This window comes from Pseudomonas sp. PvP028 (assembly GCF_017832255.1).
GTDB lineage: Bacteria > Pseudomonadota > Gammaproteobacteria > Pseudomonadales > Pseudomonadaceae > Aquipseudomonas > Aquipseudomonas syringae.
The window spans coordinates 4,808,715-4,826,059 of record NZ_JAFIBL010000001.1 but is presented as its reverse complement, the minus strand read 5'-3'; the positions used below and the strand labels follow the sequence as shown (position 1 = coordinate 4,826,059).

Annotated in this window: 16 protein-coding genes; 9 read left to right on the top strand and 7 right to left on the bottom strand. The window is 58.1% G+C overall.

Annotated elements, in window-relative coordinates:
• Window positions 1-123: 123 nt before the first annotated feature.
• The 3 genes from JOE34_RS20670 to JOE34_RS20660 all read right to left on the bottom strand — a co-directional run bounded on the left by JOE34_RS20670 (window position 124) and on the right by JOE34_RS20660 (window position 4,503).
• Window positions 124-852, bottom strand: coding sequence for a DUF4198 domain-containing protein (locus tag JOE34_RS20670; protein WP_003396117.1), 729 nt, complete (start codon window positions 850-852; stop codon window positions 124-126).
• Between the two features lie 53 nt (window positions 853-905).
• Window positions 906-3,017, bottom strand: a complete 2,112-nt coding sequence (locus tag JOE34_RS20665) for a TonB-dependent siderophore receptor (RefSeq protein ID WP_046265742.1) — start codon at window positions 3,015-3,017, stop codon at window positions 906-908.
• A gap of 184 nt (window positions 3,018-3,201) precedes the next feature.
• Window positions 3,202-4,503: an Nramp family divalent metal transporter gene (locus tag JOE34_RS20660; RefSeq protein WP_024682804.1), complete on the bottom strand. Its 1,302-nt coding sequence runs from the start codon at window positions 4,501-4,503 to the stop codon at window positions 3,202-3,204.
• A gap of 161 nt (window positions 4,504-4,664) precedes the next feature.
• On the opposite strand from JOE34_RS20660, the gene JOE34_RS20655 reads away from it, so the two are divergent.
• The gene (locus JOE34_RS20655; protein WP_209996564.1) at window positions 4,665-5,414 is read left to right on the top strand and encodes a carbon-nitrogen hydrolase family protein; all 750 of its coding nucleotides are present in this window, start codon (window positions 4,665-4,667) and stop codon (window positions 5,412-5,414) included.
• A 6-nt stretch (window positions 5,415-5,420) separates the two neighbouring features.
• Here JOE34_RS20655 and JOE34_RS20650 read toward each other — a convergent pair whose 3' ends face one another.
• The 3 genes from JOE34_RS20650 to JOE34_RS20640 all read right to left on the bottom strand — a co-directional run bounded on the left by JOE34_RS20650 (window position 5,421) and on the right by JOE34_RS20640 (window position 7,336).
• On the bottom strand, window positions 5,421-6,674 hold the full coding sequence (locus JOE34_RS20650; protein WP_209996561.1) for an MFS transporter: 1,254 nt from the start codon (window positions 6,672-6,674) through the stop codon (window positions 5,421-5,423).
• A 105-nt stretch (window positions 6,675-6,779) separates the two neighbouring features.
• Window positions 6,780-6,962 (bottom strand): DUF1289 domain-containing protein, encoded by a 183-nt coding sequence (locus JOE34_RS20645; RefSeq protein WP_003315517.1) that lies wholly within the window; start codon window positions 6,960-6,962, stop codon window positions 6,780-6,782.
• Window positions 6,963-6,964: 2 nt separating this feature from the next.
• Window positions 6,965-7,336, bottom strand: a complete 372-nt coding sequence (locus tag JOE34_RS20640) for a hypothetical protein (RefSeq protein WP_103695424.1) — start codon at window positions 7,334-7,336, stop codon at window positions 6,965-6,967.
• A 366-nt stretch (window positions 7,337-7,702) separates the two neighbouring features.
• Here JOE34_RS20640 and JOE34_RS20635 point away from each other — a divergent pair, with 366 nt between their 5' ends.
• From JOE34_RS20635 to JOE34_RS20605, 7 genes are all read left to right on the top strand, one after another.
• Window positions 7,703-8,203 carry a type VI secretion system tube protein Hcp gene (locus JOE34_RS20635; RefSeq protein ID WP_209996553.1) on the top strand — a complete coding sequence of 167 codons (501 nt, stop codon included), beginning with the start codon at window positions 7,703-7,705 and terminating at the stop codon, window positions 8,201-8,203.
• 23 nt (window positions 8,204-8,226) lie between these two features.
• Complete coding sequence (locus tag JOE34_RS20630) at window positions 8,227-8,757, top strand: DUF2778 domain-containing protein (protein WP_209996551.1); 531 nt, start codon at window positions 8,227-8,229, stop codon at window positions 8,755-8,757.
• An 8-nt stretch (window positions 8,758-8,765) separates the two neighbouring features.
• A complete protein-coding gene (locus JOE34_RS20625; protein WP_003396107.1) occupies window positions 8,766-9,050 on the top strand; it encodes a hypothetical protein in 285 nt (94 codons plus the stop codon).
• 135 nt (window positions 9,051-9,185) lie between these two features.
• Complete coding sequence (locus JOE34_RS20620; protein WP_024960104.1) at window positions 9,186-10,277, top strand: SMP-30/gluconolactonase/LRE family protein; 1,092 nt, start codon at window positions 9,186-9,188, stop codon at window positions 10,275-10,277.
• A gap of 108 nt (window positions 10,278-10,385) precedes the next feature.
• Entirely contained in the window at window positions 10,386-11,222 is an 837-nt protein-coding gene (locus JOE34_RS20615; RefSeq protein WP_003423890.1) for a DUF1206 domain-containing protein, read from the top strand.
• Between the two features lie 208 nt (window positions 11,223-11,430).
• On the top strand, window positions 11,431-13,416 hold the full coding sequence (locus tag JOE34_RS20610; protein WP_046719550.1) for a methyl-accepting chemotaxis protein: 1,986 nt from the start codon (window positions 11,431-11,433) through the stop codon (window positions 13,414-13,416).
• A gap of 18 nt (window positions 13,417-13,434) precedes the next feature.
• Window positions 13,435-14,355 carry a substrate-binding domain-containing protein gene (locus tag JOE34_RS20605; protein ID WP_024647905.1) on the top strand — a complete coding sequence of 307 codons (921 nt, stop codon included), beginning with the start codon at window positions 13,435-13,437 and terminating at the stop codon, window positions 14,353-14,355.
• A gap of 97 nt (window positions 14,356-14,452) precedes the next feature.
• Here the strand turns inward: JOE34_RS20605 and JOE34_RS20600 are convergent, their stop codons facing one another.
• Window positions 14,453-15,397, bottom strand: coding sequence for a DNA/RNA non-specific endonuclease (locus JOE34_RS20600; protein ID WP_010410330.1), 945 nt, complete (start codon window positions 15,395-15,397; stop codon window positions 14,453-14,455).
• 205 nt (window positions 15,398-15,602) lie between these two features.
• Here JOE34_RS20600 and JOE34_RS20595 point away from each other — a divergent pair, with 205 nt between their 5' ends.
• The gene (locus tag JOE34_RS20595; protein WP_017278418.1) at window positions 15,603-17,216 is read left to right on the top strand and encodes a HAMP domain-containing methyl-accepting chemotaxis protein; all 1,614 of its coding nucleotides are present in this window, start codon (window positions 15,603-15,605) and stop codon (window positions 17,214-17,216) included.
• Window positions 17,217-17,345 lie beyond the last annotated feature (129 nt).

Sequence of the window (17,345 nt, the reverse complement as noted above, 5' to 3'; positions counted from 1 at the left end):
GGAAACTTTGTTTACTAAAGGGAATATGGAGGGGCGAAGCAGCCGGGAGAGCGGAGCTCAGGCTCACGCTCCTGAAGACAGAAAACGCCTGCAGCAGGCGTTTTCCGGAAGCAGGAAGGGGGTTTACTCGTGATGCGCCTCACCAACAAACGTAAGGGAAGTAAACAAGCCGCGTTCGGCGATGTCGGCGTTGTCCTTGACCGGCAGCGTGACCTCGGCCGCGATGATGTTCAGCCCCTCGTTACGCACGATGACGCTGGCCAGACCTTGTGCATCGGTTTCGGCGCTGACGACATCCGGTGCACTGCGGTAATCGCCGATCAGCTTGATACCGGCGGCGGGTTTGCCGTCGATCAGTACGCGCACCGGCAGTGGTTTGCCTGCGCCGACTTTCAAGGGGTCGGTCTGCGGCACGATCACGAAATTCAGTTTGTTGAACGTTGGCAGGTGCGCGCCTTCGGCGTAAATGGCCACGCTGTATTTGAAGGTGTGGATGGAGTCGGTGCCGTTGGGCACCTTGCTGCGGCCCTCGTTGATCCATTGCTTCTCGGCGTTGCGCGTCCACATGCCGTTATCCAGCGCAACGCTCATGACCGCAGGCGGCTTGAGCGGCACCAGACGCGCGTGGTCTTCAAGGCGTTGTACCGTCACCGGGATCATTTTGCCCTGCAGGTCGTAGGCCCATGCGCCGCTGACTTTCTGCGCCTTGAAGGCGTTGTCTTCGGCGCCATGACCGTAGACCACTTCGATATTGCCGCGACGCTGTTCGGTCCACAGACCGTGCGCATTGACGTGACTGGCGAACAGAGCGCCGAGTAGGCCCAGGGCCAGGAAAGGTTTGCTTGAAAGCATGATGCGTCCTTGTTGTTGTGAACGGAGTGTATTGATCCGGGTTGTCATGGGCGTCAGAGGTTGAGGGTCAGGCTCACCGTAACGTTGCGCGGTTCGCCAGGCGCGACCCAGTAATTGCTGTAGGAGCGCTCGTAGTATTTTTCATCGAAAATGTTGTTCAGGTTCAGACCCACCGTGACGTTGTCGCTGGCTTTGTAATGCGCCAGCAGGTCTACGGTCTGGTAGGCCGGCAGTTCGAAGTCAGAGCCCGACTGCCCCGAGCGGTCGCCGACGTAGGTGTACGCAGCGCCCACGTCCGAGCCGCGCAATGCGCCTTCCTGGAACTCATAGACGCCCAGCAGGCTGCCGCTGTGTTTGGCGACACCGAGGATGCGACTGCCGGTGGGGATGCTCTGGTCGCCCTTGGTCACTTCGGCGTCAATGTAGGCGAAGGCACCGATGACCCGAATGGCTTCGCTGACCTGCCCGGTAAATTGCAGATCCAAGCCCTGGCTGCGAGCCTTGCCCACTGCACGATTGGTGTCGGTGCCCGGATCCAGCGCGAGAACGTTTTCCTTTTCGATATGAAAGGCGGCGAGGGTGGTGCTCAGGCGATCGTCGAACAGTTCGCTCTTGATCCCGACTTCGTAGCCGACGCCTTCTTCCGGGTCGAAGGTTCTGCCGGCGGCATCCAGGCCATTGTTGGGCTTGAACGAGGTGGAGGCGTTGGCGAACAGGCCGACCTGCGGTGTGAGTTGATAAAGCAACCCGGCGCGCTGAGTGAAAGCGTCCTGGCGCTGCCCGGAGGTGGCGTTGGTGGTGAAATCATCGACCTGCTGATCGAAGTGCTCGTAGCGTGCCCCGATCATGCCGCGCAGTTTGTCGGTAAAGACAATCTGGTCCTGCAGGTTCAGCGCGCGGCTTTCGATATGCTCGTAAAAATCAGTACCGGAGCGTGCGCCGGCGGGCTTCGGCTGGCCGTAGACCGGGTTGTAGATGTCGATGGCGTAGGGGCTGCCGGCGATGGTCGTGACGCGTTCGTTCTTGCGATAGTTCTCGTACTCGGTGCCGATCAGCACTTCGTGCTCGACCCCCATGCCATCGAAACGGCCGCGTAACTCTAACTGGGTGATGCTGTCATGCCAATTATTGTCGCGCTCCCGATAACGCCGATTGACGGTGTGCCCGTCGGCGTTCAGCGGGCGCGCCTCGCTGGCAAAACCCGACATCTCGCCCTGCTTGTAATGGCTGGCCAGACGTAGCGACCAGACATCGTTGAGCTGGTGGTCCAGCGCGAACTGGACCATGTTGTTGTCGTTATCGATGTCATCGTCCGGCTCGCCGAGGAAGGTCGAGCGCGACACGCCGCTCCACTTGTTATTGGGGGCGACCACACCTCGGTCGAAAGTCGATGTGTGGCGTACGAACTCGGTTTCCACCAGCAGACTGGTGTCAGGGTTCAATTGCCAGCTGAAGGACGGGGCGACAAATACCCGTTTGCTCTCTACATGGTCACGAAAGCTGTTGTTGTCTTCGACGGCCAGATTGACCCGCGAAAGCAGATTGCCTTCTTCATCCAGCGGCGTGTTGACGTCCAGCGCGGTGCGATAGCGATCCCAACTGCCTGCGCTGGTCTGCAAGGTGGTAAAGGCTTCACGCTGGGGTTTCTTGGTGACGATGTTGACCGTGCCGCCCGGATCGCCACGCCCGTACAGGCTGGCGGCAGGGCCTTTCAGCACTTCGATGCGTTCAATGTTTGCGGCATCTGGCGTGGCAGGGTAGCCGCGGTTGGCGCTGAAGCCATCCTTGTAGAACTCGGAAGTGGTAAAGCCGCGGATGCTGTACTCGTAAAGCGTCAGCCCGCCGAAGTTATTCTGCTTCGATACGCCGCCGGCAAAATCCAGCGCGCGCTCGACATTGTTGCTGCCAAGGTCCTTGAGCACTGAGGCAGGTACGACGCTGATCGACTGCGGGATATCCGCGATGGCAGTGTCGGTTTTGGTGGCCGTGGCCGAGCGGGTGGCGCGGTAGCCCTGGATCGGGCTGGTGGCGGTCTCGTACTGATAGTCGGAGGTGACGTTGACGCTTTCCAGTTCAATGGTCTGCGGGCCTTCCTCCGCGTATCCCGTATTGCCCAAAACCCCGATTGCCAAGCCTGCCAGAGACGCGATTCTACGAGACGACATGTGAGACTTCCTGATGATAATAGATACAATATAACATCTCTGTTGAGAACTATTGTTGTTTGTTCAAGGGAGATGTAACCGTTGCGTCTATCAGCAGGCATTCCGGCCGTGAGGCTCAGTATTCAGGTGGGATCGGGGAGCACGCGCGAGGTCCATTTCCGTTGAGGAAATAGACCTTGCTCACTCATGCCAGCAACTCCGTCCCTAACTGAAACGCCACCCACAACGCCAGTCCGGTGGCGAAGGTCAGCGCGATGTTTTCGAACCAGTTGTTACGGTATTCCTTGCTCAGCAGTGACTTCTGATTGGACATGATCAGCAGCCCCAGCGAGATGACGGGCAACCCGATGATATTCAGCGCGTTGACGCCCAGCGTAAGGGTCACGAAGTCCGGCATGCCGGGCAGCGACCAGATCAGCGGGGTGACCAGAATGAACAGCATGAACCACCGGTGCATCGGGTCGTGGTGGAACACTTTGCCGTAGCGTTCGCGGCGCTTGGGCTGGATGTGCTGGAAGGCATCGGTGATCAGCATCGGAAAGGCTGTGGTCTTGCCGGAAATACTGGCGAACAGCGTGGCGAATACGCCGATGAAGAAGATGTACCAGCCCAGCGGGCCGAAGAAGATCTCCAGCGCCTTGCCCAAGTCCGCCAGGGTGTTGACCTGAATACCGTTGGGCCGCAGGATTTCGACACCCACCACCCAGATAGCCAGGTTGATGACGATGCCGACGATCACCGCGAACAGCAGATCGTTGCGCTGGATGCGCTTGTGCTCGGGGCCGGTCCAGCCTTTTTCACGCATCACGTAAGGGTGGACGAAGTTGGCAATCGACCCGGCTACGGCACCGATCACCGAGACCGCCACCAGCAGCGCGCCGTGCACGCCTTCATCAGGCGGAATACTGAAGCCGATGGTGCCCTTGATGATGCCGGTGACATCGGGCCCGGACATGATCGCCAAGGTCAGAAACGCCAGGGTCATGATGGCCAGCAGCACCTTCATCACGCCTTCGATCATTGCGTAGATATTGCGCCCCACCAACAGCCACACGGCAATCACCACTGCGACGGAGCAGAGCAGTGGCTGGTCGATGTGCAGCAGCATGGCAAGCGCCTCGCCAGCGCCCTTGATCATGTAGGCGTTTATCAAATGCCCCATGAGCAATGCGTAGCCGAGCATGAACCAGGCAAACAGCGGATGCAGCTGCGCGTAACCCTGAAGGATGGTCATGCCCTGGTTATTGCAGAGCTGGAAGCGGGCGATGATGTTGACGATCAGAAACCTGAGCAACAGCGAAATCGCCAGTACCCACATCATGGCGTAACCATAGCTGGCGCCTGCAACCGATGAGGTGATCAGATCGCCCGCGCCCAGCCAGGACAGTACGGCGATGATGCCGGGCCCCAATAACCTGGCTAGTTTCTTGAGGCGAGGTTCGGCTGCGGATGCAGCCGTTTCTTTGAGAGACGGGGTTTGCGGCATGCGGTGAATCTCCGTTTTTTATTGTAATGAGATGTCAGTCACTGCCGAACAAGATAAGACGTCGTACAACGTTGGTCGTGTTTGAAAGTGTAACTATGTGTGAGCCAGCTGCAACGCGGGCTAAGCTTGCGTCTGCCAGTCTCGTCTTCTCTGGAGAGCCAATGACGTTTTCAATACTCGCCGCTGCCCAATTCTGCTCTGCGCGGGGAGATATCGAACACAATCTCTCCGGGCACCTGGCGTTCATGCAACGGGCTGCTGAACTGGGTGCCAGTTACTTGCTGTTTCCAGAGTTGTCACTGACAGGCTACGAGCCGGAACTGGCTCGTGAGCTGGCTTTGCTTGCAGACGATGCGCGTCTGGCGCCGCTCGTGGCATTGGCGGTGAAATTGCAATTGACGACCACCGTTGGCGTGCCACTCAGGGGGCCGAGCGACAGTGTCCTGATCGGCGCATTGACCTTCACCGCCGCGGGCGATGTCATCGCCTATGCCAAGCAATATCTGCATCCCGGGGAAGACGTCGTGTTCAGCGCCGGCAATCAGGACTGCTATCTGCCACTTGATCAGCACCGTATCGGTCTGTGCGTGTGTGCAGACTTCGCCCACGCCGAGCACGCGCAACGCATGGCGCAAGGCGGATCCTGGGTGTACGCAGCCAGTGTGCTGATCTCGCCGGGCGGCTATGAATACGATGCCGGATTGCTTTCGGGGCATGCCCGCCGTCACTCGCTGCCGGTGTTGATGGCCAATCATGGTGGGCCGACTGGCGGATGGCAGTCGGCGGGGCGCAGTGGTCTGTGGGACGAGGCAGGGCGCTGGGTTAGCGGGATGGAAGGTGGAGGTGGCGGTCTGGTAGTCGCAACCCGCCAGCGCGAGGGCTGGCAGGTCAAGGCGGTTACGGTGGACTAAGGGTGGTCACGCGCCCACGGCATTGTCCGGTTTGAGCCCGGTTTCGTTATGCGAGCGCGAAAGGGTCTCCGGCACCGTCAGCCACAACAGGCAGAACGCTACCGCTGCCACACCGGCGAGTGTCAGAAATGCCGCGCTGTAACCTGCTGCATGCACCACAAAGCCCGCCAGGCTGTTGCTCAGCGCTGCACCCAGCCCGAACAGCGTGGACAGCGCACCCAGACTCACGTTGAAACGCCCGCTGCCTTGAGTGAGGTCCTTGACCATCAATGGGAACAAGGCACCGAACAGGCCAGCGCCGATGCCGTCGAGCATCTGCACCGCCACCAGCCAATAGGGATCGTCGGAAAGGGTGTAAAGCACACCGCGAATCGGCAAGAACAGAAAGCCGGCCAGCAACAGCGGCTTACGTCCCCAGACATCTGCTTTCATGCCGACCAGCAGCGCGGCCGGCACCATCACCAGTTGGGCCGCGACAATGCACGCCGAGGTCAGCGGTGTCGCCATCTGCATATTGATTTGTGACAGCTTCTGGCTAACCAGCGGCAGCATTGCTGCGTTGGCCAGATGGAACAGCGCGCAGCAGATACCGAACATCAGCAGCGGCTTGTTGCTTAACAGCGCAGAAAGGCCTGACGGCTGGTGACCACTGACCTCGTGTCTGGCGTCGAAGCCCCGAGCCACGTCGTGATCGATCGCGTCTGCGGAAACGAAGCTGACCGCGACAATACTCGCCAGCGCCATGGCGGCCATCAGGTAAAACACCGCGATAGGACCGAAGAGGTAGGCGAAGCCGCCAGCCAGAAGGGCTGCGCAGGCATTACCAGCGTGGTTGAAGGTTTCGTTGCGCCCGGTACGGCGGGTAAACGCTTTGGGCCCGGTGATGCCCAGCGAAATGGCCGCGATGGCCGGTGCAAATACCGAGGCCGCAATGCTGCTCAACGCCTGGGTCAGGGCGACCACTGAAAAAGACGAAGTAAAGGGCAGAATCAGGCAGCTCAGCGTCACCAACAAGGCCGCCACACCGATCATGGCGCGCTTGTAGGGCGTTCTGTCGATCAGCGCCCCGGCAGGTGTCTGGGTCAGCAGTCCGGCAATACCGGCAATGGTCATCACCACGCCGATGCTGGCCGGGTCCCATTTGTGCACCGCCAGCAGATAGATCGCCAGATACGGGCCCAGGCCATCGCGCACATCGGCAAGGAAGAAATTCAGGCTATCCAGTGAAAGGGTGTTGCGGCGATCTGCATGACTGACCAAGAGTGAGGTTCCTGTAATTCGTCCGACTCCAGGCAACCGAGTCACGGGTAATACTGACCCGGGCCGTTTTAAAGAAGTTTCCGCACCCAAGATGAAATTTAGGCTTCAAATGCTCTTTTTCTGCAGGCTTTTCAGTCGCTGGGTCGCGCGTTGCACGGCTGCCATCTTTTCAGGCCGTTTCATGCGCTTCCACTTGCGAATATCGTCCTTGGTACGCCCGCAGCTCACGCACAGATCGCCGCTGAGCTGGCACACGGAAATGCACGGGTTTTCGATGTCCTTGGCCATGCTCAACCTCGTCTGGCGTATTTGCGTTTGATGCGCTGCTGCCAATCGCCTGCATTCTCGCGCAGGCACTGCTCTTCGCAGTCGACATGCACATGCGCCGCTGCATTCGACAGGCTGACCTGAGCATCGTCAAGTGCCTCCACCGTGAGACCGATCATGCGCTTGTCCAACCCGCGCTGCAGCGCAGCGTTCTTGTCAGCCAGCGTATCAAACACCCACACCACCTGCAGGCTGGCCGGGAATGCTGCGTAATCGACTTCATGAGTCAGCCAGCAGAAACCAGGCATCTCGGCCTTGGCGGTCTCGCAGGCGTGCGTCAGTGCGCTCACCAGACGCCGATCTGTCTGGGCCTGTTCGCGTTTGCTGGATGGCATGGGGGGCCTTGGAGTGTAGAGGGAAAGATGGTCACGATACCTGATTGCTGGTTTTGCTTACAGGCTGAGGCAATCAAGAATGTGGAAGCTGGGTTCCGAGTTGGCCTCAGATTAAGTACATAACTGTGAGGTCTTGTTTATTTTTAAACGTTTCGGTGTGACGTGTCCTTCATTATCTACAGATAAGGACGATAGCGCTAACATGTGTTGTTCGGGCATCCTTGTGTGCATTGAATTATTGCTTGTCGAGCTGGCGACGTTTTAATCGACTAAGGAGTGTTCAGTGATTGTGTCTCATATAGGTGTGTTTGGCACTTTATTTGTAGATTATAGGTCTTTTGTTAACTGTACGCAGGGGGTAGTGCTATGGCGTTTGATACTTACATGCAGATCGAGGGTGTTCCTGGCGAATCCCTTGACGCTGTATTTAAAGATTGGATAGAGCTTTCGGATTTTGATGTAGGTGCAAGCCAGTCAGCGTCGGCGACGACAACAAGCGCTGGTGGGGCAAGCAACGGGCGAGCCAGTATGAGCGATTTCTTTTCCCGTAAAGCTGTTGATAAATCTACCCCCAAGCTCCATGAGGCTTGCTGCAGTGGTAAGCATTTCAAAGAGGTCACTATCGCTGTAAATCGTGCAGGTACGGAAAAAATAAAATATCTGGAGATAAAGCTTGAAGAGGTAATAATTTCTTCGGTGTCTCTGAATGGCAATGGCTCGATTGAAAGTGGTTTTCCAACTGAAACAGTGCGCCTTAATTATGGGCGCATAAAAATGCTCTATACCCAGCAGAAGCGATCCGATGGTCAAGGCGGCGGACAAGTAGCGGGTGGTTGGGATGGTATAAAAAATAGAGTCTACGCTTAGTTTTTGCCAAGGAAGGGTGTTGCATGTCGGAAAATACCAATAATTCTAATGTTGCATATTGCAGCTTTTCATTAAACAGTGAATTCGTGAGCACTTTGCGTTGTGGTCAAGCTAGCTATGAAGCGTTCTCGGGTATGGGGGCTCCGTTTGTTAACAATCCTCAATATCAGTCTGTTCAGGGGAAAGGTGCAATTCCAGCTGGGCGATATTTTATTGTTGATCGGCAAAGTGGGGGCAGGTTCGGTTGGGTTAGAGAGCCGTTACAAGACTTTTTGGCTGGCACAGAAAGAGGAGAGTGGTTTGGTCTCTATAGAGATGACGGGGAAGTTGATGATCAGACAACGGTTGATAATATACGGCGTGGCGCGTTTAGGCTCCACCCCGTCGGGCCGCGTGGTCTAAGCGAAGGCTGCATTACTCTTAATTCTCAGATTGGTTTCGATGAGCTTAAGAAGTATCTTCGCAGCCAGAGGGGGGAGGTTATCAGCGGAACGAATCTCAAGTATTATGAGGTAATAGATGTGGTCGGTGCTGGCGATAAAAATTCCAAATGAAGAAGATAATGAAACTCATCGTGATGGGCGTTTTGGTTTTGGTACTGGCTGCGCTGCTCACTAAGTGGGTTGTCGCTTCAGGCTTTATTGGCTGGCTTCTTAGAACTGAAACAGGCCTCGATATGTATGCTTCAACAGTGAGTGCGCTGGGCATAATCGGTGGCGAGGATGGAGAGTTCATGCTTCTTGCCTTGATGGTATTCGTAATGCTGGTTCCATCGGCGTTTCTTGTGGGCGCTGCAGCTAAAAGGCTTCATACGTTCAGAGCAAAACGGCAGTCATGCAGCAAATAAGAGAGCCGGCAGATAATACGCAGTGCTGTCTGATCGCACACGGCCATTATTCAAGCCATCCAGCGGTATCTTGTAGGATGACGTGCGGCCGCAAGACGCGCGCCTTTCCGACAATAAAGATAATGGATGCTCATCATGGACTTCTCATCGCCAGGCAATACACCTGATCACAGCCGCAGGGGCTTTCTTAAACAGTCACTGGCCGTTTCGGCGACCGTGGCCGCCATTGGCGCGTTGCCGCGTCTTTCCAGCGCTCAGCCGCTGACCCAACGCTACCCCGACCCTTTGGTCAGTGTGCTGGACGACAGCTTTACCCACATACGAATCTTCAATGCCAGCGTCGAGAAGCTGGCCAGCGGCATGCGCTGGGCCGAAGGGCCTGTGTGGATCGGTGACGGTCGCTACTTGCTGGTCAGCGACATTGCCAACAATCGCATCATGCGTTGGGATGAGGTGACGGGTGAGCTGTCGGTGTACCGCGAGCACTCGAACTTTTCAAATGGCATGTGTCGCGACCGTCAGGGAAGACTGCTGGTTTGTGAGGGCTCCAGCACGACCAATGAGGGGCGGCGGGTGACGCGTACCGAGTACAACGGGCGTATCACCGTGCTGGCCGACAGCTTTGAGGGCAAACCTTTCAATTCGCCCAACGATATCGCCTGCAAACGTGATGGGTCTATCTGGTTCACCGATCCCACCTTCCAGGCCGAAAGCAACTACGAAGGTCAAAAGGTCAAGCAGGAGCAACCCTTCGGCGTCTATCGCATAGACCCCTCGAACGGCAAGGTCTCCAGAGTGATTGATGATCTGGCAGGTCCGAACGGCCTGTGCTTTTCGCCGGACGAGAAAACCTTGTACGTTGTTGAAGGACGCGCCAAACCCCACGGCCTGATCTGGGCGATAGCGGTCAACGAAGACGGCACGCTGGGCGAGCGGCGCAAGCTTATCGAAGGCCTGGACTACGCGGCCATCGACGGCATCAAGTGCGACGAGGGCGGCAACCTGTGGTGCGGCTGGGGCGGTAACGGTGATCCCAAGGCGGATATGGAGAAACTCGACGGCGTGCGAGTGTTCAACCCTCAAGGCAAGGCCATCGGTCATATCAGTCTGCCCGAACGCTGCGCCAATATCTGTTTCGGCGGGCGAGAGGGCAATCGGCTGTTCATGGCCAGCAGTCATTCGCTTTATTCGGTGTTCGTGAACGCGCGCGGTGCTACGTTTGCCTGACGGCGCGTGACCCGATGACGGCGCATGACACGACGCGTCGTCAATCGGGTCGAACCCCTTGGGCCGTGCCCGGTCTGTTCCTGTAATTACTTTCAGGGATAGTTATTTATGTCGGCGCAACGCGGCCTGGTTCTACTTGCACGAGGCGGTTATGCCGCCCGTGGTGTTGTTTATCTGATTATCGGTCTGTTCGCGGTACTGGCGGCGCAGGGCTCCTCGCAGCCGGCCGACAGCCACAGCAGTCTTGAAGCGCTGTTGAGCCAGCCTTTCGGCGGCGTTCTGGTCGGGGTGGTGATCGTCGGTCTGTTGGCGTTCGCGGCATGGCGAGTCCTGCAGGCTACCCGGGACGTTGACCATCATGGCCGCGAATTCAAAGGGCTGGTGATTCGCGGCGGTCTGTTGGTGGGCGGCTTTACGTACGGCGCACTGGCGTTTTTTGCCCTCGGCCTGCTGGTCAGTGGGCTGAAGAGCTCCGGAGGCTCATCGGATGGCGGGCAGGCCAAGGACCTGCTGGCAGCCATTTTGTCCTGGGATCATTCCAATCTGCTGGTCTATGTGGTCGCCCTGGTGCCCCTGGGGCTGGGCATTGTGCACATCATCAAGGGCTACAAGGCGTCCTTCGAGAAGTATTTCGAGGCCGACGAAGACGTCATGAAATACGTGCGTCCTGTCTCGCGCTTCGGCCTGATCGCCCGCGGCGTGGCGTTCATCGAAATCGCCGTATTACTGGCGGTCAGCGGCTCCAGTTATCAGGCCATGCACCCGCCGGGCATGAAAGATGCGCTCAACGGTTTGCAGGATCTGCCCGCAGGCGGCCTGGTATTGCTGATCGTGGCACTTGGGCTGATTGCGTTTTCGGTGTACAGCTTTGCTCAGGCGGCCTGGCGCCGGATCAATATGGACGTGCCTGATGCGCCGGAGGCCGTGGCGCGTCATTTCCGCTGAACATCCGCATTTGGCAGAGGGCTGCGTGACGTCTCAGGTCAGGCAGTCCTTTTCGGTGGTGCCTGCCAGTAAAAATAATGTGATCTACGTCTCAAGTCGCCCTTGGCGCGGCCGACATTCTCTTTAGCGCTGCGATCATTTTCCGGACTGACGTTCTCCACGCGGGCCCGGATCAGATTCAGCGCAATAAAAATAAAAGAGGATAGCCATGACCATTCTTCAGCGAGTGATCGGTGGATTTGCTGTGCTGGTAGTACTGCTGCTCGCCATGGCAGGTATCAGCTATCAAAGCACTCATTCCATAAGCGATCGGATCAGCGTCATCACAGGGCAATCCGCACCCTTGAGCAGGGCGGCGAGCGAGCTATACGTGCATGTGCTGCGCGCCAACCAGGCACTGCTCGGGGTTCTGGTCAGCACTGATCCCAAACAGATCGACGATGGCAAGCAGCCGTTCAACGAGAGCATGACCCGGTTCAATCAGTTGCTGGACAGCACGCCTGCCTATATTGGCGATCATGCTGAACTGCGCGACAACCTGAACCAGCAACGCCAACTGAGTGCTGCTTATGCCGAGCAGGCGCAGACGCTGATTGCCAGCCATCGACAGCACGTTCTGCAGGCACTTCAGAGCCGAGTGTTGCAGGGCTACAGCAGCAGTCAGGGCGCGCAACTGACCGGTTATCTTCGTGACTATATTGCCCGCGAGCGCAACGCCGGTTCCGCCGAGACGGTGGCAGCGGGGGAAAAGCTGCTACTGGAGGTCGGCAAATCCTACGATGGTCTGGCTGCCCATGCCGCCACACCGAATATTCAGACCTTGCAGCGCGTACTCAACTTGCAGGATGAGGTGATCAGTACCCGCACACGGGAGCTCATCGCAGCCGACCCGCGCGCTGGCCGGATTGCCGCAGTGATGGTCAACCGCCTGCTTAACGATCTGACTGGCAGCGACGGCGTTTATCAGGCCTACAGGCAGGAAGCGGCACTCGCCGAGCAGGTCGACAAGCAGCGCCAGGCAGCGGAAACCCGTCTTCAAGCAACGCTGGGCAAGATCGGCGAGTTCGGCAATCAGTCAGTGGCGGTGGCCAACGAGGCCAAGGCCGGGGCGGATTCGACGATTGCCACCAGCCTTAGCCTGTTGCTGATCGCCTGCCTGCTGGCCGTCATGGCGGCAGCAATCATCGGCACATGGGTCGCCTTCAGCCTTCGTCGCCCTCTGGCTGCGTTTCGCGAGGTTTTGAAGACGCTCACCAGTGGCGACATGCGGGTACGTTTCGACGTCAGCCGCCGCGATGAGTTTGGTGAGTTGGGTGGTTATCTCAATGAATTCACCCAGTCGTTGCAACAGACGTTTCGTCAGCTGATCGGGTCGGCCGACAACCTGGCGCTGACCGCCAGCCAGAACGCGCAGATCAGTGAGCAGACGACCCGCGTGGTGGACGAGCAGAAGGATCGGCTCAACTCTGCCGCGTCAGCCATGAATGAAATGGAAAGCACGGTCGAGGAAGTCGCCCGTCGGGCTCAGGACACACGCGGCGCGGTGGACAGCACCAGTGAGCTGACCGGAAAGGTGCAAAAGCGTGTTGCTGAAACCATCGTCAACATTCGCCAGCAGGCTGAACAGGTCAACAAGGCGTCTGCGGTGACCGACGAGTTGCAGAAATACGGGCAGAACATCGACGGCATCGTCGACGCCATTCGCACCATTGCCGAACAGACCAACCTGCTGGCGCTCAACGCCGCCATCGAAGCGGCGCGGGCTGGCGAGCAGGGCAGGGGCTTTGCGGTGGTGGCCGATGAGGTGCGCTCACTGGCCAGTCGCACTCAGACCTCCACCAGCGAAATCCAGGAAATGATCGGCCAGATGCAGAGCAAGATCCATTCGGCGGTAGAGGTGATGAACGAAAGCCAGATCCAGTCCGACCATTGCGTGACACTGGCTTCCGGCGCTGATCAATTGCTGGTGGAAATGGGCGAGGCGGTGGATGTGATTCGCGACATGAACATTCAGATCGCTGCGGCCACCGAACAGCAAAGCGCGACGGTGCAGGAGACCAGTCGCATGGTCACGCACATCAATGATTCCGCCCAGCAGGCCGCCGACGGTGCCGAGCAATCGGCAATCAGCAGTCAGGACCTGTCGAAAATGGCCAGGGATCAGCGCGAGCTGCTTCATCATTTCAGCGTTTAACGCCCCGGGAGTCAGAACATGAAACAGTGGTTATCGATTTCCCTGAGTGCGAGCCTGCTGTTCGCTGGCCTGGCGCAGGCTGCCACGCCGCTGATCGGTGTAGGCATGGCCAAATACAACGACAACTTCCAGACCATCCTGCGCCACGGCGTGGAAAAACAGGTAGCCCTGCTGGACGCCGACATTTTCATGGAAAACGGCCAGGACGACGTGGAGCTGCAGATGCGGCAGTTTCGCAATCTGGTGAACTCGAAAGTCGATGCCATCGTCGTCGCAATGGTGAGTGGCAAAAGTGCGCCGGAAATGATGCGTCTGGCCAACGAGGCCAAGGTGCCGCTGGTATTCGTCAATCGCAATCCGGAGCCTGCCAAGTGGCCTGCGCTGACGGCGTTCGTCGGCTCTGACGAACTGGAATCCGGCACATTGCAGATGGAAGAGCTGGCCCGCCGCGCCAATTACAAGGGCAATGTGGTGATTCTGGTCGGCGACCCGAGCAACAAATCATCGGTCATGCGTACCGAGGACGTGGAGAAGGTGGTCGCCAAGTACCCGGACATGAAGGTCGTGCAGAAGAAAATCGGCAACTGGGAGCGCAGTCAGGCTGCGACCATCGTGATTGAATGGGTCAAGCAGGGCGTGGACTTCTCCATCATCGCTGCCAACAATGACGAAATGGCCATTGGGGCAATCATGGGGCTGGAAAAAACCGGCAAAAAGGCGGGTGATTATCTGGTGGGCGGGATCGATGGCACCCCGGACGGTTTGAAGCTGATGGCCGAAGGCAAGATGGCGGTGAGCGTGTTTCAGGATGCGCTCGGGCAGGCCGACGGCGCAGTGGATGCCGCGATGCGCATGGCGCGCGGCGAAACCCTGGCGTCCCCGGTCATCTGGGTGCCGTTCAAGCTCATTACTCCGGAAAATCGTCAGCAGTTCGAGTAGTGCGCAGGTTGCAAACGTGTGGCGCCGGGCGTCACACGTTTGTGTCCTTGCTGCACACTCGGGATCGAACGTGGAACAGGGCGCGCTTATCGGCAGGTCAGACCCGGATATCCTGCGGTCCGCGGATCTGGGCTTCGATGCGTGTGCCGGTCAGGCGCTCTTCGTTGGAGAACCCGTCGTAACTGGACAGGTCGCCAAAGCGGATACCGGTGAGTTGCTCGATCTGCGCGACGCTGCGTTGCCAGGTTTTGAGCGGGCCGAACATGATATCCAGCTTACCCAGCTCGCGGGTCTGGTCGATCATGTAGGCGCTGGCCGAAGGCTTGCCGTCATCACCGAGAAAGGCCACGACCTTCCAGAATGCCGAAGGGATTTTGACATTGCGGTAGCTGCGGTCGTCGTCGCGCAGCACCGGGCCGGTGAACACCGTTACCCGTGATTTCCAGCGTCGTGTGTTGTCGAGAATGTAGTCCTCGAGTTCCAGCCAGGTCTTCTGGTTGAACGCACCCATCTGCGGCGAGCAGTTGGTGAAGTGGAAGGTGTCACTGTTGGCAACTTCGGCTTCCTTGCCCCAGTTAGGGTCCTGACGCCGAACCAGATGGCCGCGATCCAGCAGGTTGTCGGCGTATACGCTTTCGCCAATCTGCGCTTCGGCAGGCAGACGGCCGTCGAAGGCCCAGGAATCCTTGCTGCGCTTGACCTCTACGCTATTGGCACCATCAATGTTGACGCCGACATACAGTGCCAGACGCCGACTGCGCGACATGGTGATGGAAAAGTGTGTGTAATCGAGGCGATCCCCGGTGTCCTTCAACGGATAGACATCAGGCGCCAGTTCCTCGTCGACAGTCGGCCAGGGCACGATGAAATCACCGAGGAAGTTCTCGGCATAGCCGGTGCGCTTTTTCAAGTCGCTTGCCGGTGTGGTGCGCGGTGCGGCCAGCGCCTGTGGCTCGAGTAATGCTGTAGTCGACGTCAGCGGTCTGAGGTCGGCAAGGCGGGGCCGGTAGGCGAGATCGATGGCGAACTTCTTGTCAGGCACAGTGTTTGCTCCTGTGGGGGATTGAATGTCGTTAGTTCACCATAGACGCGTTACAGAGCGGCGTCAGGCCGGACGGTCAAGGTTATTGTCTGCCGATTCGACAACATCCGCTAAATAGGCCTAAGTATCTGGCAACGTGCGTCGATAAGCTGTTGATAAGAGCAATCCGCAGCTCGCGTTATTTCATTGACCGGAGGGCTACAGGATGTCGATAAAACTACGTCTGTTCTTGCTGATAGGCACCAGTGTACTGACCGTCATGATCATCAGCCTGGTCAACTACCTGGGTAATACGCGCATGGAGGCGGCGATGCTCGACAGTGAAGTCAGCATGGCTGCGCTGGGCAATCACCTGCAAGCCGACATGATGCACGACGCGCTGCGCGCCGATGTGCTGTCAGCGATGCTGTTCGGCCTTGGCAGGAGCAACAGTTCGCGTGATGAAGTGCAGGTGTCGCTCAATGAGCATGCCGCACTGTTTCGCAAGGTCGTGAGCGATAACCTGCAACTGCCGCTCACCGATGCCATTAAGGCAGAACTCAGCAGGATCAAGCCTAGCCTCGACGCCTATATCAGCGCAGGCGAGCGGATTGTCGGGCTGGCCATCGACAGCCCGGACCGCGCGCAGCAAGAGCTGGGTACATTTTCCAGCGCCTTCACGCAACTGGAGGGGCAGATGTCGAGCTTGAGTGACCTGATCGAGGACAATTCCAAAGCCAGCGGCGAGCGCACTCGTCAGGCGATTAGCAGTGCCAATGTGACCTTGGCGGTCGTGCTTTCGATCAGTATTTTGCTGCTGCTGATCCAGGGGCATTGGGTGACGCGCAGCATCATGATCCCGCTCGCGTCCGCCAGCCGTATTGCCGACAGTATTGCCCATGGCAACCTGCGCGAACCTATCGCCGAGTCCCGTGGCCGTGACGAAGCCAGCATGCTGATTCGCAGCCTGGCGATCATGCAGCGTGACCTGCGCAGCATGATCGAAGTGGTGCGCAGCAATGCCAACGACGTCAGTGGTATGAGCCGTCAGCTCAGCAGTGGTTGCCATGAGGTGGCCGACAGCAGCCGGCAACAGAGTTCGGCAGCCGGCACCATGTCGGCGGCGACCAGCGAGATGACCGCAAGCATTGAAGAAATCACCCGGCATGCCGGGCAGGCCCTGGAAATGGCCAGTCAGGCCGAATCCCTGGCCAAGAACGGCGGTCGGGTAATCCATCAGGTGGTCAGTGACATGGACAGCATTGCCCGTTCGGCGCAGCAGTCGGCTCAGGTGATCCGTACGCTGGACAAGGACTCGGAAGGAATCTTCAATATTATTCAGGTCATCAAGGGCATTGCCGACCAGACCAACCTGCTGGCACTCAACGCGGCCATCGAAGCCGCCCGCGCTGGCGAGCAGGGCCGTGGGTTTGCCGTGGTAGCCGACGAGGTGCGCAGCCTGGCGGGGCGCACCAGTGCGTCCACTCAGGAAATCACCACCATGGTTGCGCGCATTCAGCAGAGCACCCGTGAGGCGGTCACCAGCATGGAAGCCGGTGTGGCTCAGGTCGACAAGGGCATGGCGGTCACCGCCGAAGTGGAACGTGCGATCAGCGATATCCTGGATGCCACGTTGAGCACCACACAATTGGTCAACGACATCACCCGCACCATTGGTGAGCAAAGCCTGGCGAGTAATGAAATCGCTCATCAGGTAGAAATGATTGCCAGCATGTCCGAGGGCAATAGCCGGGTCATCGGCCAGACCGCCAGTACGACTGACGAACTGTCGGTAATGGCCGGGCAGCTTTCACAATCGGTCGATCGCTTTCAGCTGTGATATCAAATTGCCCAGCTCTGCAGTACTCTGCGGCGCGAAAAGCACCGTGAGCTGCGTGGTCGAAGTTTTTCCGCCTCCGCTGAAGGCAAACGCATTAAAGCTTTGGTAGCGACAGACGTTAACCATCGC

Bases quoted from the DNA above. Each gene is read 5' to 3' on its own strand.
- JOE34_RS20605 (WP_024647905.1), top strand. From the start codon at position 13,435: ATGAAACAGTGGTTATCGATTTCCCTGAGTGCGAGCCTGCTGTTCGCT.
- JOE34_RS20660 (WP_024682804.1), bottom strand. From the start codon at position 4,503: ATGCCGCAAACCCCGTCTCTCAAAGAAACGGCTGCATCCGCAGCCGAA.
- JOE34_RS20670 (WP_003396117.1), bottom strand. From the start codon at position 852: ATGCTTTCAAGCAAACCTTTCCTGGCCCTGGGCCTACTCGGCGCTCTG.
- JOE34_RS20640 (WP_103695424.1), bottom strand. From the start codon at position 7,336: ATGCCATCCAGCAAACGCGAACAGGCCCAGACAGATCGGCGTCTGGTG.
- JOE34_RS20595 (WP_017278418.1), top strand. From the start codon at position 15,603: ATGTCGATAAAACTACGTCTGTTCTTGCTGATAGGCACCAGTGTACTG.
- JOE34_RS20635 (WP_209996553.1), top strand. From the start codon at position 7,703: ATGGCGTTTGATACTTACATGCAGATCGAGGGTGTTCCTGGCGAATCC.
- JOE34_RS20655 (WP_209996564.1), top strand. From the start codon at position 4,665: ATGACGTTTTCAATACTCGCCGCTGCCCAATTCTGCTCTGCGCGGGGA.
- JOE34_RS20630 (WP_209996551.1), top strand. From the start codon at position 8,227: ATGTCGGAAAATACCAATAATTCTAATGTTGCATATTGCAGCTTTTCA.
- JOE34_RS20615 (WP_003423890.1), top strand. From the start codon at position 10,386: ATGTCGGCGCAACGCGGCCTGGTTCTACTTGCACGAGGCGGTTATGCC.
- JOE34_RS20625 (WP_003396107.1), top strand. From the start codon at position 8,766: ATGAAACTCATCGTGATGGGCGTTTTGGTTTTGGTACTGGCTGCGCTG.
- JOE34_RS20610 (WP_046719550.1), top strand. From the start codon at position 11,431: ATGACCATTCTTCAGCGAGTGATCGGTGGATTTGCTGTGCTGGTAGTA.
- JOE34_RS20645 (WP_003315517.1), bottom strand. From the start codon at position 6,962: ATGGCCAAGGACATCGAAAACCCGTGCATTTCCGTGTGCCAGCTCAGC.
- JOE34_RS20620 (WP_024960104.1), top strand. From the start codon at position 9,186: ATGGACTTCTCATCGCCAGGCAATACACCTGATCACAGCCGCAGGGGC.
- JOE34_RS20665 (WP_046265742.1), bottom strand. From the start codon at position 3,017: ATGTCGTCTCGTAGAATCGCGTCTCTGGCAGGCTTGGCAATCGGGGTT.